The sequence below is a fragment of the Methylobacterium oryzae genome (assembly GCF_036441375.1).
In the GTDB taxonomy this organism is placed as follows: domain Bacteria; phylum Pseudomonadota; class Alphaproteobacteria; order Rhizobiales; family Beijerinckiaceae; genus Methylobacterium; species Methylobacterium oryzae_A.
Genome location: NZ_MLCA01000010.1, coordinates 177,425 through 203,285, shown reverse-complemented (window position 1 = coordinate 203,285; position 25,861 = coordinate 177,425). Strand labels below are relative to the sequence as shown.

Sequence of the window (25,861 nt, the reverse complement as noted above, 5' to 3'; positions counted from 1 at the left end):
GTCAACCCTTACGGACATCATATTGGGCGCCCCGCCGCTGTCCGTTACGGCATACCTATGCGGACAGCTCTCAGGTCTTTTGTTGCTGGGTCACTGGATCGGATGCAGCAGCGACCAGCTTGCCACGGATCGTTACAGCCAGCGCATCAGCTTCGGCCATGAGGGCGAACACCTGAGAACGGATCTCACGGTACCTCTCGTACTCCGCCGGGGCGGCAGCATCCATAGCTTCTGCCGTCATCGGACTTGCCGCAGCATGGGAGAGGAAATGCTCGATTTTAGAAGCCCGCTCAACGGCGTCTCCGGGAGCGACGATATCGAGCCATGATCGCCACTGGCGCTTGCCTTTCCTCTCGTTGCAGCTTCGGCAGCAAGGAACGAGGTTGCGAACCCTATGGCCGTGTCCCGAGAACTCACCGTTCACTACCCGGCTAAAAACGTGATCCCAGGTAGCTGCCTCTGTCCCACAGTAGACGCATGAGAGGTCACCTTCCGGGTCTTGTCCCAAGTCTCGGATACCCTGAGCAACAGCCTCGCGAGAATATGCATCAAAGGGCGCGAGCGCCGAAGCAAAAGCCGCAGAGAAGGTGCTCTTCCGGCTCATTATTGTCTGTCCCTTTAGGTGTGACTTGATGCTTTCGATGCGCATGAACACAACACCTATATATCTGCCCCGCACCCGCCCCTAACGGATAGGCTGCAGAGGAGATGGCTGCTTGATTAAGCTAAGGCTGCGTTCCGCCATCGCTTGCGCATGCTCCCCTTGAGCATCTGAACGCAATAGAACGCGCGATCCCTGCGGAGCTCGCGGCAGGGCATGGGGGACACTGCGCTCCGGTAGTTTGTCGATGCCGGCTCACATTTTTGCATCGAGTTTTTTGGCCATCGCAAGTCACTGAAGCTGTCGCCCCGGACGCTTTTCACGCCAGCTCCCCTCCCTTCCCGGCCCATTGGATGGTTCAGCGGATACTTCCCCAACAAACCATTGGCACAGACCTTTACAGTTTCTTAGACCGCTTTCAATCTTTGCGGTTGATTTTGGAACGCGGTCTGAACGTCTGCGCCAAGTGGATGAACCTAGCGTATTACTTTCTGGCATATACTACAAACGCTTCGCAGTTGGTCGCCGTAGATCTACTGCGTAGGATGCTGCTACAACTAGCGACACGCATCCAGGAAATTCTGTGTCCACGTGAAAAGGGCCGCTTCTCGATCATGCGCCTCCTCCGGTGAAAAGAGCGCTCGATCAAACAAGCCTGACGAAAGATCAATCAAGTTGCCATCTGGATCAAACATTGGCGGAGCAACAATGCGCTCTTTGGCCAATCGTTGTGGGGTCAACTCTGAAGCGTATCCTCGAGGAACGAGCAGCTCCGCGCCAAGAGAGAGGATGTAGTTTTCGGCACGAGCTAACGCATCGTTATTTTTGTTTAATGGCTCGCTTTTCATCTGCCTGAGCGCGGCCGCGTATATCATTGTCGAAGAATCTAAGCCTGCGCGTCTTAACGCTTCATCCAACCAAGCTATGGACGGTTGTCCTTCTTCCCAGGGTTCTGCCCACGCGCAGATAACGCCATAGGCAAAGCCACGATCGCGGGACTTTTTGAATCCTTCAAAGAGTCCTGTCCAAGCCTCCCAACTAGGGGGTGGTTCCAATCTATTGAAATCATCTTCACGTAGATTCATAGCCAAATGTGCGACCCTTGATGCCAGATGATATGCTGCTGCGACCTCCTTCGTCTTTGCTGTCATTGCCAATAGATGTGCCGGCGCCGTGTACAAAGTCAAATCTGGATGATAAAGTTGATGATTTTGTTCCCGATGGAATTCTTTTTCTTCGATGATTTTGTCTATTCCGGTCATGCCTGCGAGGGTTTCGTAGTTCGTAGCGATTTCTGACCAGATTGCGTTGACCTCTAACAACGCACCACTCACGATAGGCTGCCGGGCTACTTGGTCGCCGCTGTCGTGATCGTCAAAGCGTGTGAACAGAATAGGTCGGCCAACGTTAAGCCGGCCGCTGGGATCATACTCGCGGCCAGCACTAAGCTGGATGCGCCAGGGCCTCCGAGGATCGCTTACTTTGGCATCTTTGTTGACGACACGAAAATATTTCGGCATCATCATGCGCCGAGTCGCATCGTGTAGATCTATGAACTTATAAAATTCAGATTCAGTGCCGGTAGTTGATATATTGGGCATCAAGCGAAGGGCGCCATATACGGAGCGGATATACTCTCTTCCCCACAGAGTTCCCACCATGTCAGCCCAATGTGTCAATTCGTGCAGCATCGTGCCAAACTGAATGCGAAGTTTAGGCGTGTCTTGCCGACGCAATGCGTCATTGAAGCTCTCAGCTGTAATTCTCCGCAGGTGTATCGTCTGAGATTGCGGTGCGAAATGAGCTTCCTCGCTAACATTTGGAAAATAAACTCTTTTGCCAAGTAGGTCTTCGGTCTCACGGTAATTATACATATCTTTGAAAACCTGTTTTGGTGCGTTGGGTTTGCGATTAGTGGATGGTCGGCGACGTATTGTTGCCTCGCAATGACATATCTGAAGGCGAAATCATACTTAGAGCACGATTGTTATTTGGCCCTATGCGATGGCTTAGGTTTCAAGTTAGTGCAGGATCAAGCGGTCGCCCGCGGAGAGCAGCGGGACGATGCCTGACTGCCTAGGGCCTTACAGGTCGAAGCGGGGGAACAGTTTAAGTTCCTCCGCCATGTCCTCCACAGTGGGCGTCTCGTAGTCATCCCCCACATCGTCGGTGGTATGACCGCAGAAGGCAAACCGAATGCGCCGTTCGATCTTGGCGCGTGCCGCTCGGCGCTTGAAGGTGTGTCGCCAAGCATGGTTAGGGCTGATGTTAGGATCGATCACTCCGAGCCCTCTGACCCAAACCGCCAGCTTGTCTCGCTGCTTCACCCACGGTGCCCTGACTGGGTTCGTTGGGTCGTCTCGGGTCACCCGTTGCCCGTCAGGGTCGTAAAAGAGCGGCCCGCAGCCCACCCCTTCGACGAACTCAATGAGCCCCTGTTCGATCAGGTGCTCATGGAGAGGCACGGTCCTGGCCTGGCCACCCTTCACGGTGCCGGCTTCTGGGCTGATCCGCATGATCCAGAAGCCTGCCTTGTGGCGCGTGAAATCCTCTGCACGGAGCTGGGTCACCTCACCGGGTCGTGATCCGGTGTAGGCGCAGATCCAGGGCACCCAGCGTCGAGCAGCCATGTTGTGAGTGGCCATGCGACCGGCCACAGGGGCGGTGGTCGCCTTCAGAATGATGCGCCACTCCTCATCCTGAAACTCCCGTTCCCGCACCTTGGGGGCTGACTTCCCGACCGCGACGCTGACCCCCTCAAAGGGGTTCGACGGGATGCGCTTGTTGTCGGCAGCCCAACCGAAGGCCACACGAGCGGCACGCAACCACACATCGTTGACCACTCCAGCCGTCCGATTGGGGGTCACCAGGGTATTCTTCCACCCAAGGGCATCCCCATTGGTGACGGTGGCGATGTCCCTCCCCTCAAAGTACGTCTCAAGGGCACGGAACACGGCACGCCAGCGGTTTACCGTAGCTGCTTCAGGGCGCCGTTCGTTGATCCACGCCTCGAAGAGGCTCCAGCAGGTCAGACCCGCGGCTTTCGTCCGGGGCAGCACCTTGTACTCAGGATGCCGCATGGAGCGTTCGTCGGGGGCGTAATCGCCTTTTGCCCGGCGCTTGAGGGCGTAAGCGGCCGCATCAAGTTCGCCTTCGACGATGTCGAGGAAGGTGTCAGCAGCCTCCTGTGTCAGCCTGAAGCCCTGCTCTCCCAGGAACGTCGCGACGTGGCCGAGTTCGGTGACGGTCGCTCGCACATGGCGTCGAGCCGCGGGACTGGCCGGTTGGTCGTCGTCTTCATCAGGAGCGCCCACGGATTGCCCCGCGAGGCGCTGACGGGCTTCCTCGAGCTTCTCGTGAAGGTGCTCCCATCGTTCAGGCTCACCCGGCTCGTCCTGATGCCGGCCGACGAACCAGCCGTACCACTGCCCGGCCAACCCATGCGCTTCGCGGTGCGTCAGACCCCTGCCTTCACCCCACGCAGCAGCCCTCAGAGCCTCGATGCGGCTCGTAATCGTCGCGTCCCAATCCCGCAGCTCAGCCTTCGCGCTCCCTGTGGACAGGCTCGCTGGGCGGCGGAAACGCTCCTCCTGAGAGACCCCGTAGGCCCGCTTATACGCCTCGCGCACGTCCTTCGGGATGCCCTTACGGGCGAACCAATCCCCGTTCGTGGCGCGGTTCAATGAGGTCATCGGCACGGCCATTTTGTAGCGCCCTTTGTAGCGGCGGGCGCCGAAAAGCATCATGAGGCCAGCATGTTGCTGGGATCATTGCCGATTTCAAGGATTTGGTGCGGACGGCGGGACTCGAACCCGCACGGCCTCGCGGCCGCAAGATTTTAAGTCTCGTGCGTCTACCGGTTCCGCCACGTCCGCATGCGCCCTCGGTAGCCGGGGGCGCGGCCCCGATCAAGCGGGGGGCGTCCAGCCGTAGAGCCAGGCGTAGCGGTCGCGCATGCCGTCCGGGCCGAGGCGGCCCATCACGGCGTTGCGCACGAGCGCGACCACGCCGCCGGCATGGTAGGTCCGGCCGTTGCTCCGCGCGGCCTTCTGGACGCGGCGCACCCGCGCCGCCCGCGCATCCGAGTAGGCCGCGAGCGCCGCCGGGACGTCCGCGCGGTCCGCCAGGGCGCGGGTGAGGACCGCGGCGTCCTCGATCGCGAGGGCGGCCCCCTGCGCGAGGTAGGGCAGCACCGGATGCCCGGCATCGCCGACCAGCGCGAGCCGGTCGCGGGCGAGCGGCCGCGCCACGGCCCGGTCGGCGAGCGACCAGACCAGCCAGGAATCCGGCAGGCTCAGGAGATCGCGCAGCGGCGCGGCGCATCCGCGGAGATGCCCGCGCAGCACGGCCGGCTCCCCGAGCCGGCCCCAGCCCTCGTCGCCCACCGCCTCGGGCACCACCGCCACGACGTTGAGGAACTGGCCGTCCCGCACCGGGTAATGCACCACGTGCCGGCCGCGGCCGAGCCACAGGCCGGTCGCGGCGCCGCGCAGGTCCGGCGGGGCCGCCTCCATGGGCACCAGCGCCNGCTCGTCAACGGCGAGAGGCGATCCACCGGCGTGACGCCATCGAGGCCATGGCCGACGCTCTCCTGACGGACCGCCCCGACCACAAGCTGGTGCGCCGGATCCCCGGCATCGGCCCGATCAACGCCCTGACCATCCTGGACGAGGCGGGCGACCTGCGCCGCTTCAGCCGCATGCCCGGGGCGCAGCGGTGCCGGATCGAGATGCGCGCGCAGGCGCGACCGCAGCCCGTCCGCGCCGATCACGAGGTCGAAGGCCACGGGCTGGGCCCCGCTCGCCCCCTCGACGGTCAGGACGGCCTCGGCGGCCGTCCGCGCGATCGCCGTCACGGTGCGACCCATCAGCAGGCGGATCGTCGAGCGGCTGCGGAGCGCGTCGAGCAGCAGCGTCTGCAGGTCGGCCCGGTGGATGACGTAGTAGGGCGCGCCGAACCGGCTCTGCGCCCGCGCGCCGAGCGCCACGCCGCCGATGCGGCGACCGCTGTCGAGGGCGCGTACCTCGACGCCCGGCGGCTCGCTCGCCGCGCGACGCAGGGCGGCCGAGAGGCCGAGCGCGGCCAGGACCCGGCTGGCGTTGGGCGAGATCTGGATCCCGGCCCCGACCTCGCTGAAGCCGGTCCGGCGCTCGATCACCGTGATCGCGTGGCCGGCATCCGACAGCGCCAGCGCCGCCGTCAGGCCGCCGATCCCAGCCCCGACGATCCCGATCCGCAGAGATGGACTGCCAGAGGGCACGGCGGGCGGCGCCTACTCCGCCGCGAGCTTGGCGTCGTCCTGCCAGACGCAGGCCTGCGGCTCCGCCTGGTCGGCCTTCAGGCCGGCCCGGTAGCGGTAGAGCGTCGAGCAGTACTGGCAGATGATCTCGGTGTCGGCGCCCATGTCGAGGAACACGTGCGGGTGGTCGAACGGCGGCAGCGCGCCGATGCACATGAATTCCTTCACGCCCACGGTGATCACCGGCACGCCCGGCTCGTTGTGGAAGTGCGGTACCGCCTTGCCTGCCATCCGGCCCTCGCCTGCCCCGCAACCGACCGCGCGGCGAATCTGCCCGCGCGCTCCCGGGCGCCTCGCGGCCGCTTATGCCGCCAGCCCCGCGGCCGGCGCAAGCCTCGCCCGACCTGTCGCCGACGCGGCTTGGCCTCCCGCGCCCCGCACCGTACATAGAGGAACGCCCGATTGACGCCGCCGCGAAAAAAGTCCCGACCATGCAGCAGGAACAGGCCAGTGCGCAGGGTGCGCGCCGCGCCCCGGAACCGCCGATCCACGGTCCCGAGGGTTTCGAGGGCATGCGCCGGGCGGGGCGGCTCACCGCCGAGGCCCTCGACCTGCTGATGGAGGCGACGCAGCCCGGCGTCACCACCGAGGAGCTCGACAAGCTCGCCTACACCTTCGCCATGGATCACGGCGCCTATCCGGCCTCGCTGCTCTACCGCGGCTACCCGAAGTCCATCTGCACCTCGATCAACCACGTGGTCTGCCACGGCATCCCCAACGACAAGCCGCTGCGCGAGGGCGACATCGTCAACCTCGACATCTGCCTGATCCTCGACGGCTGGCACGGCGATTCGAGCCGGATGGCCTATGTCGGCGAGGTGCCGCGCAAGGCCCAGCGCCTGTGCGAGATCACCTACGAGGCGCTGATGCGCGGCGTCGCGGCGGTGAAGCCCGGCGGCTCGACCAACGATATCGGCCGGGCGATCCAGTCCTACGCCGAGGGCGAGCGCTGCTCGGTCGTGCGCGATTTCTGCGGCCACGGGCTCGGGCGCACCTATCACGACGCGCCCACGATCCTGCACTACGTCGAGGCCAGCTACGACGTGCCGTTCAAGCCCGGCCAGTTCTTCACGATCGAGCCGATGATCAATCTCGGCCGGCCCGCCGTGAAGGTCCTGGGCGATGGCTGGACCGCCGTGACCCGGGACCGCTCGCTCTCGGCCCAGTTCGAGCACACCGTGGGCGTCACCGAGACCGGCGTCGAGATCTTCACGATCTCGCCGAAGGGGCTGCACCAGCCCGTCAACCCGGCCGCCTGACCGGCCGTGCCCGCGCGGCAGGACGACGGTGAGGCGGGGCTGTTCGCCGACAGCGCCGCCCCGTCCCCGGTCGAGAAGGAGGCGCCGCACTATCACGGCCATCGCGACCGCCTGCGGGAAAAATTCTCGACCGCGGGCCCCGACGCGCTGCCCGATTACGAGTTGCTGGAACTCGTCCTGTTCCGGGCCATCCGCCGGCGCGACGTGAAGCCCCTCGCCAAGGCGCTGGTCGCCCGCTTCGGCAGCTTCGCCGAGGTCGTCAGCGCCGAGCCGGCGCGACTGATGGAGGTGGAGGGCGTGAGCGCCGGGGTGGCCTCGGACCTCAAGGTGATCGAGGCCGCGGCCCGGCGGCTCGCCCGGGGCGCGATCCGGGAGCGCGCGCTCCTGGGCTCGTGGAGCGCGCTGCACGAGTACCTGCGCGCCACCATGGCGTTCGCGCCGCGCGAGGAATTCCGCGTCCTGTTCCTCGACAAGCGCAACCACCTGATCGCCGACGAGGTGCAGGGGCGCGGCACCGTCGACCACACGCCGGTCTATCCCCGCGAGGTCGCCCGCCGGGCGCTCGAGCTCTCGGCGACCGCGATCATCCTCGCGCACAACCATCCGTCCGGCGACCCGGCGCCCTCCGCCGCCGACGTGGCGATGACCCGCGAGATCGTGGCGGTCCTGGCGCCGCTCAAGATCGTGGTGCACGATCACGTGATCCTCGGCCGAAACGGTCACGCCAGCCTGAAAGGCTTGAAGCTGATCTGATCCTCCGGCCGCCTTGAGCGTTATCGCCGGCGGATATAGCCAGGAACGCGTGGCGCGCCTCTTGCCTCAAGAGCGGGAGCGTACGGGAGGAGCGAGATGGCGGTGACGGCCTTCGACGAGATGAACGGATTCGGCGCCGGCACCGCCGATGCCGCCGCCGTCCGCGACGCCTACGGCCAGCTCAAGGCGTGGCTCGACTCCACGCCCCCCGAGCATTTCAACACCCGCCGCAGCCAGGCCGAATTGCTGTTCCGCCGGATCGGCATCACCTTCGCGGTCTACGGCGACAACGAGTCGACCGAGCGCCTGATCCCGTTCGACATCATTCCCCGGGTGATCACCAAGCCGGAATGGGCGTTCCTGGAGCGCGGGCTGAAGCAGCGGGTCACCGCCATCAACCTGTTCCTGAAGGATATCTACGGCGCCCAGGAATGCATCAAGGCCGGCATCATCCCGGCCGATCTCGTCTACCGGAACGCCCATTACCGCATGGAGATGCGGTCCTTCCGGGTGCCGCACGACCTCTACGTCCACATCGCCGGCATCGACATCGTCCGCACCGGCGAGAACGACTTCTTCGTGCTGGAGGACAATGCCCGCATCCCGTCCGGCGTCTCCTACATGCTGGAGAACCGGGAGGTGATGCTGCGCCTGTTCCCGGACCTGTTCTCGAAGCACCGGGTCGCGCCGGTGGAGAATTACCCGGACGCCCTGCTCGCCACCCTGCGCAGCCTCGCGCCCGGCTCGGCGACCCGCGACCCGACCGTCGTCCTGCTGACGCCCGGGCGCTACAATTCCGCGTTCTACGAGCACTCGTTCCTGGCCGACAAGCTCGGCGTCGAGCTTGTGGAGGCGTCCGACCTCTTCACCAAGGACGACGTCGTCTACATGCGCACCACCGAGGGGCCGCGGAAGGTCGACGTGATCTACCGCCGCCTCGACGACGATTTCCTCGACCCGCTGGTCTTCCGCCCGGATTCGGTCCTCGGCGTGCCGGGGCTGATGAACGCCTACGAGCGCGGCTCGGTGACCCTCGCCAACGCGGTCGGGACCGGCATCTCGGACGACAAGGCGGTCTACAGCTACATGCCGGAGATCGTGAAGTTCTTCACCGGCGAGGAGCCGATCCTGCACAACGTGCCGACCTATCGCTGCCGCGAGAAGGACGCCTTCGCGTACGTGATGGACAACCTGTCCGAGCTGGTGGTCAAGGAGGTGAACGGCTCGGGCGGCTACGGGATGCTGGTCGGGCCGCACGCGAGCAAGCGCGAGCTCGACGACTTCGCCAAGAAGCTCAAGCACGCCCCGGACGGGTTCATCGCCCAGCCGACCCTGTCGCTCTCCACCTGCCCGACCTTCGTGGCCTCGGGCGTCGCGCCGCGCCACGTCGACCTGCGGCCGTTCGTGCTGTGCGGGGCCGACAAGATCCGCATCGTCCCGGGCGGCCTGACCCGGGTGGCGCTGAAGGAGGGCTCCCTGGTGGTCAATTCCAGCCAGGGCGGTGGCACGAAGGACACCTGGGTGCTCGACGCCTGAGGCCCCCGACGTCCCGACGTTCCGAGGCGCGGACATCGTGGTCCGCACGACTTGGCTGAAGACCGATGCTTTCCAGGACCGCCGACAACCTCTTCTGGCTCTCGCGCTACGTCGAGAGGGCCGACTTCGTCGCCCGCATCCTCGACGCGGCGCACCGCTTCGCGTCGCTGCCGACGAGCTACGGCGGCGGCGGGAGCAACGAGTGGGACTCGGCCCTCGCCTCGGCCGGCGACCCCGACGCGTTCAAGACCCATTACAGCGCGGTGAACGCCGACACGGTCTGCGACTTCCTGGCCTTCAGCCCGCACAACCCGTCCTCGATCCGCTCCTGCATCGAGGCGGCCCGCGAGAATGCCCGCTCGGTGCGCACGGCGCTCACCACCGAGATGTGGGACGCGATCAACGGCGCCTGGCTGGAGCTGCGCAACTATTCCGGCAAGGACCTCAACCGCGACGAGTTCGGGCGCTTCCTCGACTGGGTGAAGACCGTCTCGCTGACCTTCGACGGCTCGGCCTTCCGGACGATGCTGCGCAACGACGCCTTCTGGTTCACCCGGCTCGGCACCGCGATCGAGCGGGCCGACAACACCGCCCGCATCCTCGACGTGAAGTACCAGATCCTGCTGCCGCACGACGAGACGGTGGGCGGCAGCCTCGACTACTTCCAGTGGACCACGATCCTGCGCGAGGTCTCGGCCTTCAACGCCTATCACTGGGTCTACCGGGAGAGCATCAAGCCGCTGCTGGTGGCGGACCTCCTGATGCTCAACAAGCAGATGCCGCGCTCCTTCGCGAACTGCTACGGCGTGATCGTCGAGTACCTCGACCTGATCGCCGATTCGTACGGCCGCCGGGGCCCGAGCCAGCGGCTCGCCGGCAACATGCTCGCGAAACTCGACGGCGAGGACATCAACCGCGTCTTCGCCGGCGGGCTGCACGAGTTCGTGGAGGCGTTCATCGCCGAGAACAACAGCGTAGGCGAAGCGATCGCCAAGCAGTATCTGGTCGGCTGAACGAGACGGACGGGACAGCGCATGCGCATCCGCGTGGTTCACGAGACCATCTACACCTACGAGCAGCCGGCCCGCGGGCTCGTGCAGGTCCTGCGGCTGACGCCGCGCGACCATGACGGGCAGTACGTCCGCACGTGGCGGATCGACACCACCGTCGACGGCCGGCTGACCGCCCGCGAGGACGGGTTCGGCAACATCGTCCACTGGTTCACGCCGGACGAGGCGGCCGACGCCCTGACCATCCGGGTCACCGGCGAGGTCGATACCGACGACACGCACGGCGTCGTGCGCGGCACGGTGGAGCGCCTGCCGGATCAGTTCTACCTGCGCGACACGGACCTGTGCGCCGCGAGCCCGGATTTGCACGCCTTCGCGGAGCGTGTCGCCGCCGAGGGCGACGGCGCGGTCCTTGACCTGCTCCACCGGCTGATGGGCGCCGTCCACGGCGCGGTGGTCCACGAACCCGGTCCCGCGAGCAACGCGGTTCCGGCCGGCAAGGCGTTCGCCGCCGGCAGCGGCGTCTGCCAGGACCTCGCCCACGTCTTCATCGCCGCTGCCCGCCACATCGGCGTTCCGGCCCGCTACGTCGCGGGCTATCGGGCCCGGGACGACGGGCAGGCGGATGTGGAGGCGCCCCACGGCTGGGTCGAGGCTCTGGTGCCGAATCTCGGCTGGGTGGCCTTCGACCCCTGCTACGACGTCGGCCCGGCGGACAATTACATCCGCGTCGCCACGGGTCTCGACTATCTCGGCGCGGCGCCGATCCGCGGCAGCCGCACCGGGGGTGGCACCGAGACACTGGACGTGAAGCTCCGGGTCGAGCAAGGCAGGGCCTCCGCCCAATCCTGATTCCTCCGACACCGGTCCGCCGGCCGCACGAGAGCGCGAAGACGATGACCTACTGCGTCGGTGTCCTGGTCGAGGAAGGGCTGGTGATGGTCGCCGACACCCGCACCAATGCGGGGCTCGACGACATCTCGACCTACCGCAAGCTCCACCATTTCAACGTGCCGGGCGAGCGGGTGATGATGCTCGCCTCCGCGGGCAATCTCTCGATCACCCAGTCGGTGCTCAGCCTGCTCCAGGAGGGCGTGCCCGGCGAGGAGGGCGAGCCGCCGCAGAAGCTCGTCGAGGCGCCGACCATGTTCCAGGCGGCGCAGCTGATCGGCCGGGCGATCCGGCGGGTGCGTTCGATCGAGAAGGACGGGTTCGAGGCGGCCAACATCCGCTTCTCGATCTCGCTGCTGTTCGGCGGCCAGATCGGGAACGGCGAGATGCGACTGTACCTGATCTACTCGGCCGGCAACTTCATCGAGTGCAGCACCGACGCGCCCTTCCTCCAGATCGGCGAGCACAAGTACGGGAAGCCGATCCTCGACCGGGCGGTGAAGTACACGACCGACCTCTACGACGCCCTGAAGGTCAGCCTCGTCTCGATGGATTCGACCATGCGGTCGAATCTCGGCGTCGGTCTGCCGATCGACATCGCGGTCGCCCGCCGGAACGCGCTGACGCTCGAGGTGAATCACCGGATCGAGGCCGGCGAGGGCTACTTCCACGACCTGCGCGAGCGCTGGTCGGCGGCGCTTCGGGCCGCGCACCGGGCGATTCCCCGGCCGCCCTACGGACCTTCGGACAAGTAGGGAGCCCGGTGGGACGGGCCACGCGGTGCGGAGACCGCGGAGCGTGGGTCATCCGATCCATCCCCCTCATCCTGAGCTGCCCGCGTCAGCGGGCCGCGAAGGCGCCCTCCGCTGCGCTCCGGCACCTCAGGATGAGGAGGATGGACGGGATCCCCGATGTACCGGGCTACCGCCCTCCGGGTCGCGCGGGTCTCGGTCCTCCCAGGCTGCCAGGAGGGCCCGCGCGGCACCGGCCGGATCGCTGGCCCGCATCAACCCGCCCAGGACGGCGACGGCGGCCGCACCGGCCCGGCGGCACTCGGCGATCGCGCCGGCTTCCGAGGCCATATCTGCAGATATATTCTCATTGGATGTGTGTAGTTATATTTGTTGTGCCGCAGCTACAATATAGATATCGCTTAATCGAAATTTTGCTGAAACCATCAATTGTTTTGTCAACGGCATTGGGCGGTGCTAGGAGCGTTCAACACTGCGCATCCGAGATGTGGGCGCACGACATTGCGCTGAACGGCCGCGTGCTGCGCCGCCGCGACTGGCCCAGACCCCGGTCGCGGAGGGCGACCGCGTCGAGATCGTCCGCGCCATGCAGGGAGGTTGAGGATGGACCAGAGTCACGCGCCGCGGCACCCCGAGCCCGGGGACGACAGCCTGACCATCGCCGGGGTGACCCTGTCGTCCCGGCTGTTCATCGGCACGGCCGGCTATCCGACGCAGGCGATCATGCGCGACGCCGTTCAGGCGAGCGGCGCCGACGTGGTCACGGCCTCGATCCGCCGGGTCTCGCTCCAGGGCCACGGCTCGGACACGGTCAAGATCCTGAAGGGCAAGCGCGCATCCCGGGTCAGGTCCCTGTCCCGGAACCAGATCCAGCGCGCGCCGCCGTCCAGGATGGCCTGCACGGTCTCGGCGAGGGGCCGCGTATGGCCGTGCCGGTCCGTCACCGCCAGCAGCGGCGACGGCGGCGCCCTCACGAGCCGACGAGGCCGAGCTGCGGGCTCGACGGCTCGGCCCGGCCGCGGCGCGGGATGCGCCCGGCGAGATAGGCATCGCGGCCAGCCTCGACGGCCCGGCCCATGGCGCGGGCCATGCGCACCGGATCGTCGGCCTTGGCGACCGCCGTGTTGATCAGGCAGGCGGAGGCGCCGAGCTCCATGGCGATCACCGCGTCCGAGGCGGTGCCGATCCCGGCATCGACCACCACCGGCACCTTCGCCCGGCGGCAGATCAGCTCGAGATTGGCCGGGTTGGCGACGCCCATCCCGGAGCCGATCAGCGAACCCATCGGCATCACCGCGGCGCAGCCCAGATCCTCAAGGCGCTGGCACACGATCGGGTCGTCGTTGCAGTAGGGCAGCACCACGAAGCCGTCATCCACGAGGTGGCGGCAGGCCTCGATCAGCTCGGTCACGTCCGGGTAGAGCGTCTCCCGGTCGCCGATCACCTCGACCTTGATCCAGTTGGTGTCGAGCGCCTCCCGGGCGAGCTCCGCGGTCATGATCGCGTCGCGGGCCGTCTCGCAGCCGGCGGTGTTCGGCAGGAAGCGCTTGCCCTTCAGGATCTTGACCGTGTCCGAGCCGTGGCCCTGGAGCGAGACCCGGCGGATCGAGGCCGTGACCACGTCGGCGCCGCTCGCCTGAACGGCGTCGCGCATGATCGCCTGCGTCGGATAGCCGGCCGTGCCGATGAACAGCCGGGACGACAGGGTCACCCCGGCGATGGTCAGGCTGTCGTCCCCGGGCTCGGGGTGCCGCGGCGCGTGACTCTGGTCCATCCTCAACCTCCCTGCATGGCGCGGACGATCTCGACGCGGTCGCCCTCCGCGACCGGGGTCTCGGGCCAGTCGCGGCGGCGCAGCACGCGGCCGTTCAGCGCAATGGCGACGCCCTGCGGGCTCTCGAGACCGCTCTCCTCCGCCTCGAGGCGGAACAGGGCGTCCACCGTCTCGACCGCGCATTCGCGCGGCTCACCGTTGATGACGAGTCTCATGCCGAGGCCCTCAGCGCGTCCGGCTGGCCGAACCGCGCGCGGGTGAAAGGACGGGCGACCTCCGGCAGGGCGCCGTGCAACACCAGAGCGGCGACGGCGTCGGCCGTGACCGGGGCGAGCAGGTAGCCGTTGCGGTGATGCCCCGTGGCGGCGACGAGGCCGGGGGCGATCGTGTCGAGGATCGGCGCGTCGTCGTCCGAAGTCGGGCGGTAGCCGCTCCATACCGCCTCGACCTCCATCTCCTCGATGCCGGGCAGGACTCGGCGCGCGCCCTCGAGAAGGGCGTACAGCCCGCCCGCGGTGACACCGGGCCGGAAGCCGCAATCCTCCACGGTCGCGCCGACGATGAGCTGGCCGTCGCTCTTCGGCGCCATGTGGACCTGCTCGGTCCAGACCATCCGTGCCAGGGTGCCGGTGCGGGCGGTCGTCCGCAGCGCCAGGGACTGACCCTTCAGCGGGCGGACCGGCAGACCGAGCGCGTCGGGCAGCAGGCCCCCCTCCCCGCTCCAGGCTCCCGAAGCGAGGATGACGGTCCCGGCCGCCACGACGCGGTCGCCGGCGCGGACCCCGGTCACGCGGCCTGCAGACCAGTCGAGGGCGGTGACCGCGGTCCGCTCCGCCAGCACGACGCCGGCCCCGCGGCAGGCCTCGGTGAGGGCGTCCATGACCAGACGAGGATCGACCTGATGGTCCAGCGGGCAGTGGATACCGGCCGTGACGGAGGGGCGCAGGCCGGGCTCCAGGCGCCGCACCTCGCTGCCCGGCAGCCAGGTTGCGTCGAGCCCCGAGCGGCGCTGCAGGTCGTAGCGGAAGCGCAGACGTTCGACCTCGTCGCGGCCGACCGCCAGGACCAGGGTGCCGTCGGCCCGGTAGTCGATCGCGCGGCCGGACTCGGCCTCGAGGGCGTCGCGGAACTCGGGCCAGAGCCGGAGCGATTCCAGGGCGAGCGGGAGCAGCGGGTCGGAGCCCGGCTCGTGCTCTGCGGCTGGGGCCAGCATGCCGGTGGCCGCCAGGCTCGCGCCCGCCCCGATCGTCTCCCGCTCCAGCACCGTCACGGCGCGGCCGGCCCCGGCGAGGCGCCACGCGATCGACAGGCCGATCAGCCCGCCGCCGACCACGGCGACGTCGGTCCGCGTCGGGAGGGCCGCTGGCGCGGCGCCGCCGTCGGGCGTGCGGCGGCGGCCGATCGGTGAGGCGGGGCGGTCGAGGGGCACGGTCATCTCCGCGAAGTGCCGTCGCGGGGACCGGGCCGTCTGCTTCGGTGAGAAGCGGTGGCCTGCCTTTCGGGCGGCCGCGGTCCAATCCCTACGCCGGTATGAGCCGGATCAGGTTCGAAGGATTTCCGCGCCGCAGGTCCTGACGGACGTGCCAGCGGTTTCTCAGCCCCTTGCCGGGGATCTCCCTGGAACAGACGCAGATGTGGCCTCCCGGCCGGGGGCGGTCAACCCCGCGCCGCGGCCGGCGCGCCCAATTCGCGACAATCCGCCGATCGCGGTGACGCTCTGGACACCAAGCGGAGCGAAATCCGCCCGCGGGCAGCGGCAGCGACAGCCGACCCGCACCATCCCTTCACGGATCTGACATGTCATCGCCGGGATCCCGGGCTTCCTCCGGTTGCCGGCACTCCACGTCACGGGCGAATCTGCGTGCGCACAATCCTGTTGATCTGCATGCTCGGCTTCCTCGGTGTCACGGCCGTCCTGAAGGTGCGCGAAGCCACGCGGCCGGCGCCCGTCGCACTCGCCATCACTCCGCCGGCGGAGCCGGATCTCGCAGGCAGTGCCGCCGCCGGTGTGGCTCTCCAGGCCGGCCGCAACGGCCACTTCTTCGTCAACGCCCTGCTGGACGGCCGTTCGCTGCCGATGATGGTGGATACCGGGGCGAGCGCCTGCGCGTTCTCCGAGGAGGACGCCGCGCGGATCGGGATCCAGGTCGGTCCGTCCGACTTCACCCGCGTCTGGAACACCGCGAACGGGACGGTCCGGGTTGCGCCGATCCGGATCGCGATCGTGCAGATCGGGTCGATCACGGTGCGGGACGTCGAGGCGGTCGTGATCCCGCGCGGGCTCCTGTCGACCAGCCTGTTGGGCATGTCATTCCTCAGGCGCCTGCGCGATTTCGGCGTCTCCGGCAGTACGATGACGCTCAGGGGCTGAGGCGCCCTGGCCCCCCCCCTGCGGATCGCTCTGGACGCGGCGCGCCGGCGGGAGCCGCGCCGGGCCAGACCCTGCGGATCCGCCGAGAGACTGGGGTGATCTCGCGCTCTGTCCTGCGCCGACGGTCTTCGGTGCGCGGGCCTCGAGCCCACGATGAGGGGGTTTCCACATCAAGTGAAAGGGTCGGCTTCCGAGGCCATATCTGCAGATATATTCTCATTGGATGTGTGTAGTTATATTTGTTGTGCCGCAGCTACAATATAGATATCGCTTAATCGAAATTTTGCTGAAACCATCAATTGTTTTGTCAACGGCATTGGGCGGTGCTAGGAGCGTTCAACACTGCGCATCCGAGATGTGGGCGCACGACGGAGCGGCCTCGGGATGAAGACTCGCGGATCGACCATCTGTTTGTCCATGATCGTGAAGGACGAGGCCCACGTGATCCGTCCGTGTCTCGACTCTGTGCGGCCGATTATCGATCACTGGGTCATTGTTGATACCGGATCGACGGACGGAACTCAGGATATCGTCCGCGCCGCGCTCGCGGACATACCGGGTGCCCTGGTCGAGCGCCCCTGGGTCGATTTCGCCTTCAATCGCAACGAGGCCCTGAAACTCGCGCGGCCTCACGCGCAGTACGCCCTGATCATCGACGCCGATGATGAGTTGATCATCCCGGCTGACTTCACGATGCCGGAGCTGCGTGCGCCCGGCTACCGGCTCGAGATCATCGACGAGCACACGCGATACTGGCGCAACCAGCTGGTCCGCAGCCGGGAGAACTGGCGCTACCGGGGCGTCCTGCACGAATTTCTCAGCTGTCCCGGCGTGTCCGAGACACCGATCCTTCCCCTCGCGATGCGCCGGGGCGACGACGGGGCCCGTCACCGCGACACGACCGCGGACGCGCGGGATATCGCCGTTCTCGAGACGGCGTTGGCGGTCGAGACGGATCCCTTCATGATCGCGCGGTACACGATGTACCTCGGGACCACCTTCGATGCCGCCGGCCAATACCGGAAAGCTCTCGACTGTTTCCTGAAGCGAGCCGAGTTGGGCGGTTGGGACGAGGAAATCTACTTCAACCTGCTGATGGCCGCCGTGAACGCGGAGCGCCTGGATGAGCCGGAGGAGAGAGTGCTGCAGCTCTACGAGCGCGCGACCGCCGTCCGTCCGGCGCGGGCGGAGGCGCGCCACGGGGCCAGTCGGTTCTGCAGGCTGAGGAAGCGGTTCGCGGACGGGTATCGATACGCCGAGGCGGGCCTGGAGTTCGAGCTTCCGAGCGAGGGGATATCCCTCAATCCGTGGGTCTACGAGTACGGCCTGCTCGATGAGTTCGCCCTCAACGCGTACCATCTCGGTCGATACGGCGCCTGCGGACAGGCCTGCCTGAAGATCCTCGAACGGACGAATGTCCCGCAGGACGTCTCCATACGTGCCGGCGCCCTGGCCCGCGACGTGATGGCGAAGATGATCGACCCGGTCTGGGGTTGCCGGCAAACCCCCTACGCTATGCCCTACGTCCCGTCGTGGTGAGGCCGACTGCGGACCGACCGCCCGCGGGACGGAGACCACGGCGGGCTGGCGGGACGCGCGACGGCCGCGCGACGCCGGGCTCGGTCGATGGCGGGATCGGAAACCTGTTCAGCTGGATTTGCGCGGGCGCAGGAATTTCGGGCGGAACACGGCCATCGGCTCGTCGAAGCCGTTGAGCCGGTGCTCGCCCAGCGGGACCGGGTCCCCCCAGAGGAAATCCACGAACGGCTTCGACATCAGCAGCGGCTCGCCGAGGGCGCGGTTCAGCTGCGCGATGCGGCTCGCGAGGTTCACGTCGCGGCCGATCACCGTGAAGTCGAGGCGGGAGCCGGATCCGACATTGCCGTAGGCGGCCTCGCCGTGGTGCAGCGCGATGCCGGCCGCGACCGGCACCGGGAACTGGTGCAGGGCGTTCGCCTCGTCGAGAGCCGCCAGGGCGTGCTGGGCCGCCGTGAGCGCGCCCTTCGCCGCACCGCCCAGGTCGTCGCCGGACTCCCGAAAGATCGCCAGCAGGCCGTCGCCGAGATACTTCAGGACCTCGCCGCCCTCCCGCTCGATCGGCGGCACGAGGCAGTCGAAGAACACGTTGAGCAGGCCGACCGCCTCCTCGGGCGTCATGTCGGCGGAGGTGCGGGTGTAGTCGCGCATGTCGGCGAACAGGATCGCCGAGCGGATCCGCGTCACTTGCCCGCGACGGATGTCGCCGGCCAGGATCGCCCGGTGCGGCTCGTCGCCGACATAGAGCCGGAGCACGTGGTCGAGCTGCTTGTTGAGGACGCGCATCTCCATGACGGCCGCGAGTGCCGGCATGACGAATCGCAGGATCGCGATGTCGTCGTCGCGAAACCCCTCGGGCGCCCGCGTGGCGAAGGTGATGCCGTTCTGGGTGCCGTTCGTGAAGAACAGGGGCGCCACCACGTAGTGGGTGTAGCCGCCGGCCTTCAGGTCCGGGACGATCGCGTAGGCGTCGTCCGGAGTCTTCGACAGATCGAGGATCAGCCACTCGCCGGTCTCGTGGACCGTGTGGAACGGGCTGTTGAGATAGGCGTCCGTCGAGCGGGCGCCGTGCGGGAACAGCCGCACGGTGGTGCCGCCGTCCCGGGTCCAGATCCGGCCGACCCCGGCATACTCCGAGTGCAGGGTGTCGATGGCCGTGGAGGCCCGGTCCACCGGCACGCCGATGGCGATCAGGCGCTCGGCGAGCCCGGCCAGCATCTCCTCGGCGTTGGGCATCCGCGCCCCCTCGCCGAGCAGCCAGTCGCGGATGCCGACGGAGGGCTGGAGCGCGCCGAAGGGCACGTCGTCGGCCTCCGAGCCGTCCGCGAAGGCCGTCGGGGATCCGGGCGTTGGCGGGCGGCGTTCGAGCATGGCGCCAGATTGGATGCCGCGCAGCACCGGGGCGACGCGGGCGACGGGGAAGCGCCGCGCGGTCCGCGGCGCAGGCTCAGTTGTCCAGGAAGCTCCGGAGCTTCCGGCTGCGCGAGGGGTGCTTCAGCTTCCGCAGCGCCTTCGCCTCGATCTGGCGGATGCGCTCGCGGGTCACCGAGAACTGCTGGCCGACCTCCTCGAGGGTGTGGTCGGTGTTCATGCCGATGCCGAAGCGCATGCGCAGCACGCGCTCCTCGCGCGGCGTGAGCGAGGCGAGCACCCGCGTCGTGGTCTCGCGCAGGTTCGACTGGATGGCCGCGTCGATCGGCAGGACGACGTTCTTGTCCTCGATGAAGTCGCCGAGGTGGCTGTCCTCCTCGTCGCCGATCGGCGTCTCGAGGGAGATCGGCTCCTTGGCGATCTTCAGGACCTTGCGGACCTTCTCCAGCGGCATGGCCAGCTTCTCGGCCAGCTCCTCCGGGGTCGGCTCGCGGCCGATCTCGTGCAGCATCTGGCGCGAGGTGCGGACGATCTTGTTGATCGTCTCGATCATGTGCACCGGGATGCGGATCGTGCGCGCCTGGTCGGCGATCGAGCGGGTGATCGCCTGCCGGATCCACCACGTGGCGTAGGTCGAGAACTTGTAGCCGCGCCGGTACTCGAACTTGTCGACCGCCTTCATCAGGCCGATGTTGCCCTCCTGGATCAGGTCCAGGAACTGCAGGCCGCGGTTCGTGTACTTCTTGGCGATCGAGATCACGAGACGCAGGTTCGCCTCGATCATCTCCTTCTTGGCCTGACGGGCCTCGCGCTCGCCCTTCTGGACCATGTTGACGATGCGGCGGTACTCGCCGATCTCCAGGCCGGTCTCGGAGGCGAGGTCGAGGATCTGCGCGCGCAGCTCCGCGACCTGCCTCGAGCCGCGCTCGACCAGGTTCTTCCAGCCCTTGCCGCCGAGCGTGCCGACGCGCTCCATCCAGTTCGGATCGAGCTCGTAGCCCTGGTAGTGGCGCAGGAACTCGTCGCGGGCCACGCCGTGGCTCTCGGCGAAGCGCATGAGCCGGCCCTCGTGGCCGATCAGCTGCTTGTTGATCGAGTAGAGCTGGCCGACCAGGGCCTCGATGCGGTTGTTGTTGAGCGAGAGGGACTTCACGTCGGCGACGACGATGTCCTTCAGCTCGATCTGCTTCTGGTTCTGGGCCGGGGTGTTCTGCTCGCCGGCGGCCTTGCGCTCGGTGCCCTCGATCTGGAACTTGCGCAGCTTGCGGTAGTTGGCCGCGATCGCGTCGAAGGTCTCCAGGACCCGCGGCTTGATCTCCGCCTCCATGGCGGCGAGCGAGACGTTGTTCTCGAGGTCGTCCTCGTCGTCGCCGCCCTCCGGGGAGGCCGCCGGCTCGCCGTCCTCCGAACCCTCCTCGCCCTCGCCCTCGCCGATCTGCGGCCCGTTCTTGCCGTCCGGGCCCGCGTAGGTCGCCTCGAGGTCGATGATGTCGCGCAGGAGGACCTTGCCCTCCACGAGCTCGTCCCGCCAGATGATGATCGCCTGGAAGGTCAGCGGGCTCTCGCAGAGGCCCGCGATCATCGCCTCGCGGCCGGCCTCGATGCGCTTGGCGATCGCGATCTCGCCCTCGCGGGACAGGAGCTCCACCGAGCCCATCTCGCGCAGGTACATGCGCACCGGATCGTCGGTGCGGTCGGTCGGCTCCTTGGTGGTCGTGGTGACCGCGACGGCGCGCGTCGGCGCGACCTCGGCGACCTCGCCGCCCTCGGCCTCCTCGTCCTCGCCCTCGGCGGCCTTCTCGCCGGCGGCCTCGTCGGTCTCCTCGGCCTCGACGACGTTGATGCCCATCTCGGAGAGCTGCGAGAGCACGTCCTCGAGCTGGTCAGGGTCGGACTGGCCCTCGGGCAGAACCTCGTTGACCTCCTCGTAGGTCACGTAGCCGCGCTTCTTGGCGAGCTTGACCATCCGCTTGACCGAAGCATCCGTCAGGTCGAGGAGCGGCCCGTCGGTCTGCTGCTCGGGGGCAGCGTCCGTCTCGTCCCGTTCCGTTGCCTTCGTCGCCATGATCAGCCTATTGTTTCGCACGCGGCGCGTTGCGGAGGCCCCGATGAGGCCGGTCCACGCCGTCGGCGCCGCTGTATGAGGTCGGCGCCGGATCGCTCCGGTCGCCTTGAGTCGTCGGTTTCCGTATGCAAGCCTGAGGCTTGACCGATTGTTAACTATGGCAGGACTGGGCCCCCCGCCACCGCCATGACACAGGCATTACACGGCCGTCGAGTCGCTCGACACCGGCGCATCGGCCTCCGCCTCGGCAGCGATGACGGTTTCCAGCCTCGCCTTCACTTCGCAGAGCCATGCCCACCCGGCATCGGTCGGATCGTCCTCAAACGCCTGCCGTGCTTCGCGAAGTTCGCTATGTAGCGCTCCTGCCTGCCGGTGCAAGATCATCGCTTGTCGGAGCGCGTCTGCGCGGTGTGCGGGATCGGCGTGCGGAGCCAGGGTCGTGCGGTCTCGCGAGCGGGCCAGGGCGAGGATTCTGTCGGCCGCCCCTGTGAGTCCGGCGCGGTTGATGCGGTTCTGCAACACCTCGGGCGCCGTGTGCTCGTCCTCGGCCGCGCAGGCCAGAAGGACCGACAGAAGCGCCCGCGCGTCCGGATCCTCGAAGTCGAGTTCGGCCGCCTCCTCGCCGAACTCCGCGATCATCTCGGGATGGGCCAGCAGGGTGCCGACGATCACCGCCTCGCGCACCGCGGCGGCGCCCGTGAAGCCCGCCACGCAGGCGCCGAACAGCGTGAGGATCAGCACCCAGAGGAGCATCGAGCCCTCGTGGTTCCCCCAGACGCCGGAGATCTTGTAGATCAGCGGCTTCTGCGTGTGCGAGTTCTCGACGACGTTCTGGACCGAGAAGTCCGAGGTGACGTGCGCCCAGGTGNGCAGACCTGCCTGCAGGTGACCGCCAGCCTGCGCATCCCGTCGCGCGGCGACCGCTTCGCCCTCGGCCTCAACGAGGGACCGGCCGCCCCCTGGGGCATCCAGCTCGCGGGCAACTTCTCCAAGGCGCTGGCGCCCGCGCGGGGCCGCGCCGGCGGCGGCGCGGCTGCTGCGGGGCGACAGGCCGCGCAGTCGCTCCTCGATGTCGTCGCGGTAGTAGCGCCGCACGGTCTCGTCGCGAATCGTCGCCACGGTGGTGCGCAAGGTCTGCGTCAGGCCGGCGCGGCGCTCCGGCGTGTCGACCGGCCCCGCCTCGAGGGCGCGCCGCCACAGCAGCTCCGAGAGGGGGAGCGCCGCCGCCAGCACCTGATCGATCGCCGTCGGACCGCCCGAGCGCAGCAGGTCGTCCGGATCCTGGCCCCCCGGCAGCAGCGCGATCCGGAGCGAGCGGCCGGGTTCGAGGAGCGGCAGCGCGACGTCGAGGGCCCGGAAGGCCGCCCGCTGCCCGGCCTTGTCGCCGTCGAAGCAGAGGATCGGCTCGTCGGCGTGGCGCCAGAGCAGGCCGAGCTGATCCTCGGTCAGCGCGGTTCCGAGGGGCGCCACCGTCTCCGCATGGCCCGCGAGCGTCATGGCGATGACGTCGACATAGCCCTCGACCGCGATGATCGAACTGCGCTCGTGGGCGGCCTTGCGCGCGCCCTGCAGGTTGTAGAGCGTGCGGCCCTTGTGGAAGAGCGGAGTCTCAGGCGAGTTCAGGTACTTGGCGCGCACCTCCTTGGCGAGCGCCCGGCCGCCGAAGGCCACGACCCGGCCGCGCGCGTCGGTGATCGGGAACATCACCCGGTCGCGGAAATAATCGTAGGGGACCGAGACGCCCTCCCCGGCCGCGAGCAGGCCGAGTTCGACCATCAGTGCCTTCTCGACGCCCTGCCCGGCGAGATGGTCGCGCAGGGCGTAGCGCTCGTTCGGCGCGTAGCCGAGGCGGAAGGCCCGCTGGGTCTCGTCCCGCAATCCGCGGCGCTCGAGATAGGCGCGGGCCTCGCTGCCCTGACCCGACCGCAGGCGCTCCTCGAACCAGCGCGCGGCCATCTCCATGACCTCGATCGCGCCCGCGCGCTTCTGCTCGCTGGCGCGGTTGTCCTCGGTGGGCGCCGGCAGGCTCACGCCCGCCTCGCCCGCCAGCCGCTCGACCGCCTCGGGGAAGCTGAGGCCTTCCGTCTCCATCAGGAAGGTGAAGATGTCCCCGTGCTTGGAGGACGAGAAGCAGTGGTAGAACTGCTTCTGGTCGTTCACGTAGAAGGACGGCGTCTTCTCGGCGTTGAACGGCGACAGGCCGCGCCACTCGCGGCCGGCCTTCTTCAGCTGCACGCGGCGGCCGACCACCGAGGAGGCCGGCAGCCGGGATCGAATCTCTTCCAGGATGTGGGGCGGATAGCGCACGGGGCCTGGGTGGGTTCTGGGACCGCGTATCCTAGCGCGGTGGAGGGCGCGGAGTCCCGCGCCTCGGACGCGGCGATGTCAGGTGGGGATTGCATGGACAACGCCGCGCGGCATCTCTCGCGCCGGGTCGTCGTTCCGGAGGGGCGCGGCCCCCGGCCGCGCGGATCCTGGGCGCTTCGGGATCCCGGGTTCCGCGCCGCGGCCCCGGGGTGACGGGTCAGATGTCCGCGCGCCCCGTCCGCAAGACGGCCCCTGCGACCGCCCTGCCCGACCGATCGCCGAGCCGACCGCCGGGGATCGACCGGTCGCGCTTCAGCCCTTGGCCGCCAGCGCCGCCTTCACCAGCCCGCTGGCCTTGCCGAAATCCATGCGGCCCGCGAAGGTGCCCTTCAGGGCGCCGATCACCTTGCCCATGTCCTTCGGGCCGGCGGCGCCGGTCTCGAGGATCGCCGCCTCGACGGCCGCCTTCATCTCGGTCTCGTCCATCTGCTTCGGCAGGAAGCTCTCGATGATGGCGATCTCGGCGCGCTCGTTGGCGGCGAGTTCCGGGCGCCCACCCTGCTCGTAGACCGCGGCCGATTCGGTGCGCTGCTTGGTCATCTTCTGGAGCAGCGACAGGATCTCCTCGTCGGAGATCGGCTCCTTACCGTTGCCGCGGGCCTCGATGTCCCGGTCCTTCAGGGCGGCCTGGATCATCCGGACGGTGGCGAGCCTGTCCTTGTCGCCGGCCTTCATGGCCTCCTTCATCTCGGTGGTGAAGCGCGCGCGCAGCATCTGGGTGACCTTCCAACGATCGGAGCGGGGGGCTGGCCTGCGGTTTGCGGGTGTTGAGCCCTGCGGGAGGCGGAGCCACATTGACCCCATCGCGGGCCGCTCGCTAAGAGCGCCGCACACGATCATGCCGCAAGCCGAGAGCGCCGCGACCCGGCGCCCGCCTTCGGCCGGACATAAGCGAGACTCAGCCCATGCTGCAAGACGCCGCCGCGCATGCCCCCGAGCCTCAGGCTCCCGAGCCCTGGGCCGAGCCCGTCGCGACGGCGCTGCTGGTCCTGGCCGACGGCACCATCCTGGAGGGATTCGGCATCGGCCAGACCGGCGTGGCCGACGGTGAGGTCTGCTTCAACACCGCGATGACCGGTTACCAGGAGATCCTGACGGACCCGTCCTACGCCGGTCAGATCGTCACCTTCACCTTCCCGCATATCGGCAATGTCGGCACCAACGACGAGGATCTGGAGAGCCTCGAGGCGGCGCCGGCCTCGGGCGTCCGCGGCACCGTCATCGCCTCGGCGGTGACGAATCCGTCGAACTGGCGGTCCTCGTCGCATCTCGACGGCTGGCTCCGGGCCCGCGGCATCGTCGGCATCACGGGCGTCGACACCCGGGCGCTCACCGCCCGTATCCGCGACCAGGGCATGCCGAACGCGGTGATCGCCAACGATCCCGAGGGCAAGTTCGACCGCGAGGCCCTGAAGGCCCGCGCCGCGGCCCTCGCGCCCATGGAGGGGCTCGACCTCGTGCCGCCGGTGACCAGCCGCGCGCCGTCGGAATGGTCCGAGACCGTCTGGGCGCTCGGCAACGGCTACGGTAAGCGCGCCTCCGGCGAGGGCCTGAAGGTCGTGGCCATTGATTACGGCGTGAAGCGCAACATCCTGCGGCTGCTGGCCCAGGCCGGCTGCGACGTCACCGTGGTGCCGGCGACCACCACGGCGGACGAGATCCTGGCGCTGAAGCCGGACGGCGTGTTCCTGTCGAACGGCCCCGGCGACCCGGCCGCGACCGGCGCCTACGCGGTCCCGGTGATTCGCAAGCTCCTCGACGAGAAGGTGCCGACCTTCGGCATCTGCCTTGGTCACCAGCTGATGGGCCTCGCGCTCGGCGGCCGGACCGTGAAGATGGGCCAGGGCCACCACGGCGCGAACCACCCGGTGAAGGACAAGACCACCGGCAAGGTCGAGATCGTGTCGATGAACCACGGTTTCGCGGTGGATCCGGACAGCCTGCCGGAGACGGCCGTGGAGACGCACGTGTCGCTCTTCGACGGCTCGAATTGCGGCCTGACGCTCACCGACCGCCCGGCCTTCTCGGTGCAGCACCACCCGGAGGCCTCGCCCGGCCCGCGCGACAGCCACTACCTGTTCGAGCGCTTCGTGACGCTGATGCGCTCCGGCGCGCCGGAGACCGCGAAGGGCGCCTGAGGCCCGGTACGGCCATCGACCCGCCGTCATCACCGCGCGGTGACGGCGTGGGACAGATGGGCCGCCGCCGCGACCCCAATCGGGCCGCGGTGGGGCCACAAAATCCGCCAGATCCGACGGCTTAAGAGAGCCCACGAC

22 protein-coding genes, 1 tRNA gene, 3 pseudogenes and 1 riboswitch are annotated in these 25,861 nt (G+C 68.0%); of the genes and pseudogenes, 11 read left to right on the top strand and 15 right to left on the bottom strand.

The annotated features are described in order from the left end of the window. Positions 1-70 precede the first annotated feature (70 nt). The 7 genes from MOTC310_RS19255 to MOTC310_RS19225 all read right to left on the bottom strand — a co-directional run bounded on the left by MOTC310_RS19255 (position 71) and on the right by MOTC310_RS19225 (position 6,131). The gene (locus tag MOTC310_RS19255) at positions 71-649 is read right to left on the bottom strand and encodes an HNH endonuclease (protein WP_331302957.1); all 579 of its coding nucleotides are present in this window, start codon (positions 647-649) and stop codon (positions 71-73) included. A 509-nt stretch (positions 650-1,158) separates the two neighbouring features. Continuing rightward, positions 1,159-2,475: a hypothetical protein gene (locus MOTC310_RS19250; RefSeq protein WP_331302956.1), complete on the bottom strand. Its 1,317-nt coding sequence runs from the start codon at positions 2,473-2,475 to the stop codon at positions 1,159-1,161. Between the two features lie 210 nt (positions 2,476-2,685). After that, on the bottom strand, positions 2,686-4,347 hold the full coding sequence (locus tag MOTC310_RS19245; protein ID WP_331302955.1) for a hypothetical protein: 1,662 nt from the start codon (positions 4,345-4,347) through the stop codon (positions 2,686-2,688). Between the two features lie 42 nt (positions 4,348-4,389). Then, positions 4,390-4,476 (bottom strand) — tRNA-Leu (locus tag MOTC310_RS19240). A gap of 33 nt (positions 4,477-4,509) precedes the next feature. Then, positions 4,510-4,947, bottom strand: a complete 438-nt coding sequence (locus MOTC310_RS19235) for an FAD-dependent monooxygenase (protein ID WP_331302954.1) — start codon at positions 4,945-4,947, stop codon at positions 4,510-4,512. Continuing rightward, complete coding sequence (locus tag MOTC310_RS19230) at positions 4,896-5,861, bottom strand: FAD-dependent monooxygenase (protein WP_331302953.1); 966 nt, start codon at positions 5,859-5,861, stop codon at positions 4,896-4,898. Before MOTC310_RS19230 ends, MOTC310_RS19235 begins: the two co-directional genes overlap by 52 nt. A 12-nt stretch (positions 5,862-5,873) precedes the next feature. After that, on the bottom strand, positions 5,874-6,131 hold the full coding sequence (locus MOTC310_RS19225; protein ID WP_331290140.1) for a zinc-finger domain-containing protein: 258 nt from the start codon (positions 6,129-6,131) through the stop codon (positions 5,874-5,876). A 200-nt stretch (positions 6,132-6,331) separates the two neighbouring features. Between MOTC310_RS19225 and map the strand changes: the two genes are divergently transcribed. The 8 genes and pseudogenes from map to thiG (MOTC310_RS19185) all read left to right on the top strand — a co-directional run. Next, positions 6,332-7,159: a type I methionyl aminopeptidase gene (map, locus tag MOTC310_RS19220; RefSeq protein WP_012317593.1), complete on the top strand. Its 828-nt coding sequence runs from the start codon at positions 6,332-6,334 to the stop codon at positions 7,157-7,159. Positions 7,160-7,165: 6 nt separating this feature from the next. Further along, positions 7,166-7,912, top strand: coding sequence for a RadC family protein (gene radC / locus MOTC310_RS19215; protein ID WP_331302952.1), 747 nt, complete (start codon positions 7,166-7,168; stop codon positions 7,910-7,912). Between the two features lie 96 nt (positions 7,913-8,008). Further along, positions 8,009-9,448, top strand: a complete 1,440-nt coding sequence (locus MOTC310_RS19210) for a circularly permuted type 2 ATP-grasp protein (RefSeq protein WP_331290142.1) — start codon at positions 8,009-8,011, stop codon at positions 9,446-9,448. 65 nt (positions 9,449-9,513) lie between these two features. Further along, a complete protein-coding gene (locus tag MOTC310_RS19205; protein WP_331302951.1) occupies positions 9,514-10,461 on the top strand; it encodes an alpha-E domain-containing protein in 948 nt (315 codons plus the stop codon). Positions 10,462-10,482: 21 nt separating this feature from the next. Continuing rightward, complete coding sequence (locus MOTC310_RS19200; RefSeq protein WP_331302950.1) at positions 10,483-11,310, top strand: transglutaminase family protein; 828 nt, start codon at positions 10,483-10,485, stop codon at positions 11,308-11,310. A gap of 44 nt (positions 11,311-11,354) precedes the next feature. Next, the gene (locus tag MOTC310_RS19195) at positions 11,355-12,104 is read left to right on the top strand and encodes a proteasome-type protease (RefSeq protein ID WP_331302949.1); all 750 of its coding nucleotides are present in this window, start codon (positions 11,355-11,357) and stop codon (positions 12,102-12,104) included. A 497-nt stretch (positions 12,105-12,601) separates the two neighbouring features. Further along, positions 12,602-12,702, top strand: a pseudogene (gene thiS / locus MOTC310_RS19190) (sulfur carrier protein ThiS); the annotation flags it as partial. A 2-nt stretch (positions 12,703-12,704) separates the two neighbouring features. Next, positions 12,705-12,935 (top strand): annotated as a pseudogene (thiG, locus tag MOTC310_RS19185) (thiazole synthase); the annotation flags it as partial. On the opposite strand, the pseudogene MOTC310_RS19180 reads toward thiG (MOTC310_RS19185), so the two are convergent. From MOTC310_RS19180 to thiO, 4 genes and pseudogenes are all read right to left on the bottom strand, one after another. Further along, positions 12,932-13,075, bottom strand: a pseudogene (locus tag MOTC310_RS19180) (thiamine phosphate synthase); the annotation flags it as partial. The pseudogenes thiG (MOTC310_RS19185) and MOTC310_RS19180 overlap by 4 nt on opposite strands. Next, positions 13,072-13,875 carry a thiazole synthase gene (gene thiG / locus MOTC310_RS19175; RefSeq protein WP_331290147.1) on the bottom strand — a complete coding sequence of 268 codons (804 nt, stop codon included), beginning with the start codon at positions 13,873-13,875 and terminating at the stop codon, positions 13,072-13,074. The pseudogene MOTC310_RS19180 and the gene thiG (MOTC310_RS19175), both read right to left, overlap by 4 nt. 2 nt (positions 13,876-13,877) lie before the next feature. Beyond that, positions 13,878-14,090: a sulfur carrier protein ThiS gene (gene thiS, locus MOTC310_RS19170; protein WP_331302948.1), complete on the bottom strand. Its 213-nt coding sequence runs from the start codon at positions 14,088-14,090 to the stop codon at positions 13,878-13,880. After that, positions 14,087-15,310: a glycine oxidase ThiO gene (gene thiO / locus MOTC310_RS19165; protein ID WP_331302947.1), complete on the bottom strand. Its 1,224-nt coding sequence runs from the start codon at positions 15,308-15,310 to the stop codon at positions 14,087-14,089. The genes thiS (MOTC310_RS19170) and thiO overlap by 4 nt, the downstream gene beginning before the upstream one ends. A 64-nt stretch (positions 15,311-15,374) precedes the next feature. Continuing rightward, positions 15,375-15,503, bottom strand: a riboswitch (TPP riboswitch). 233 nt (positions 15,504-15,736) lie between these two features. On the opposite strand from thiO, the gene MOTC310_RS19160 reads away from it, so the two are divergent. Both MOTC310_RS19160 and MOTC310_RS19155 read left to right on the top strand, forming a co-directional pair. Further along, the gene (locus tag MOTC310_RS19160; protein ID WP_331302946.1) at positions 15,737-16,246 is read left to right on the top strand and encodes a TIGR02281 family clan AA aspartic protease; all 510 of its coding nucleotides are present in this window, start codon (positions 15,737-15,739) and stop codon (positions 16,244-16,246) included. Positions 16,247-16,663: 417 nt separating this feature from the next. After that, the gene (locus MOTC310_RS19155) at positions 16,664-17,785 is read left to right on the top strand and encodes a glycosyltransferase (RefSeq protein WP_331303373.1); all 1,122 of its coding nucleotides are present in this window, start codon (positions 16,664-16,666) and stop codon (positions 17,783-17,785) included. A gap of 108 nt (positions 17,786-17,893) precedes the next feature. On the opposite strand, the gene MOTC310_RS19150 is transcribed toward MOTC310_RS19155, so the two are convergent. The 4 genes from MOTC310_RS19150 to MOTC310_RS19135 form a co-directional block, all read right to left on the bottom strand. Further along, on the bottom strand, positions 17,894-19,153 hold the full coding sequence (locus MOTC310_RS19150; RefSeq protein WP_331290154.1) for an adenylate/guanylate cyclase domain-containing protein: 1,260 nt from the start codon (positions 19,151-19,153) through the stop codon (positions 17,894-17,896). Positions 19,154-19,229: 76 nt separating this feature from the next. Then, the gene (gene rpoD, locus MOTC310_RS19145) at positions 19,230-21,218 is read right to left on the bottom strand and encodes an RNA polymerase sigma factor RpoD (protein ID WP_331290155.1); all 1,989 of its coding nucleotides are present in this window, start codon (positions 21,216-21,218) and stop codon (positions 19,230-19,232) included. A 198-nt stretch (positions 21,219-21,416) separates the two neighbouring features. Then, positions 21,417-23,525, bottom strand: coding sequence for a DNA primase (gene dnaG, locus MOTC310_RS19140; RefSeq protein WP_331302945.1), 2,109 nt, complete (start codon positions 23,523-23,525; stop codon positions 21,417-21,419). A 312-nt stretch (positions 23,526-23,837) separates the two neighbouring features. After that, positions 23,838-24,299, bottom strand: coding sequence for a GatB/YqeY domain-containing protein (locus MOTC310_RS19135; protein ID WP_331302944.1), 462 nt, complete (start codon positions 24,297-24,299; stop codon positions 23,838-23,840). A gap of 191 nt (positions 24,300-24,490) precedes the next feature. On the opposite strand from MOTC310_RS19135, the gene carA reads away from it, so the two are divergent. Then, positions 24,491-25,723 (top strand): glutamine-hydrolyzing carbamoyl-phosphate synthase small subunit, encoded by a 1,233-nt coding sequence (gene carA / locus MOTC310_RS19130; protein ID WP_331290157.1) that lies wholly within the window; start codon positions 24,491-24,493, stop codon positions 25,721-25,723. The last annotated feature ends 138 nt before the right edge of the window (positions 25,724-25,861 follow it).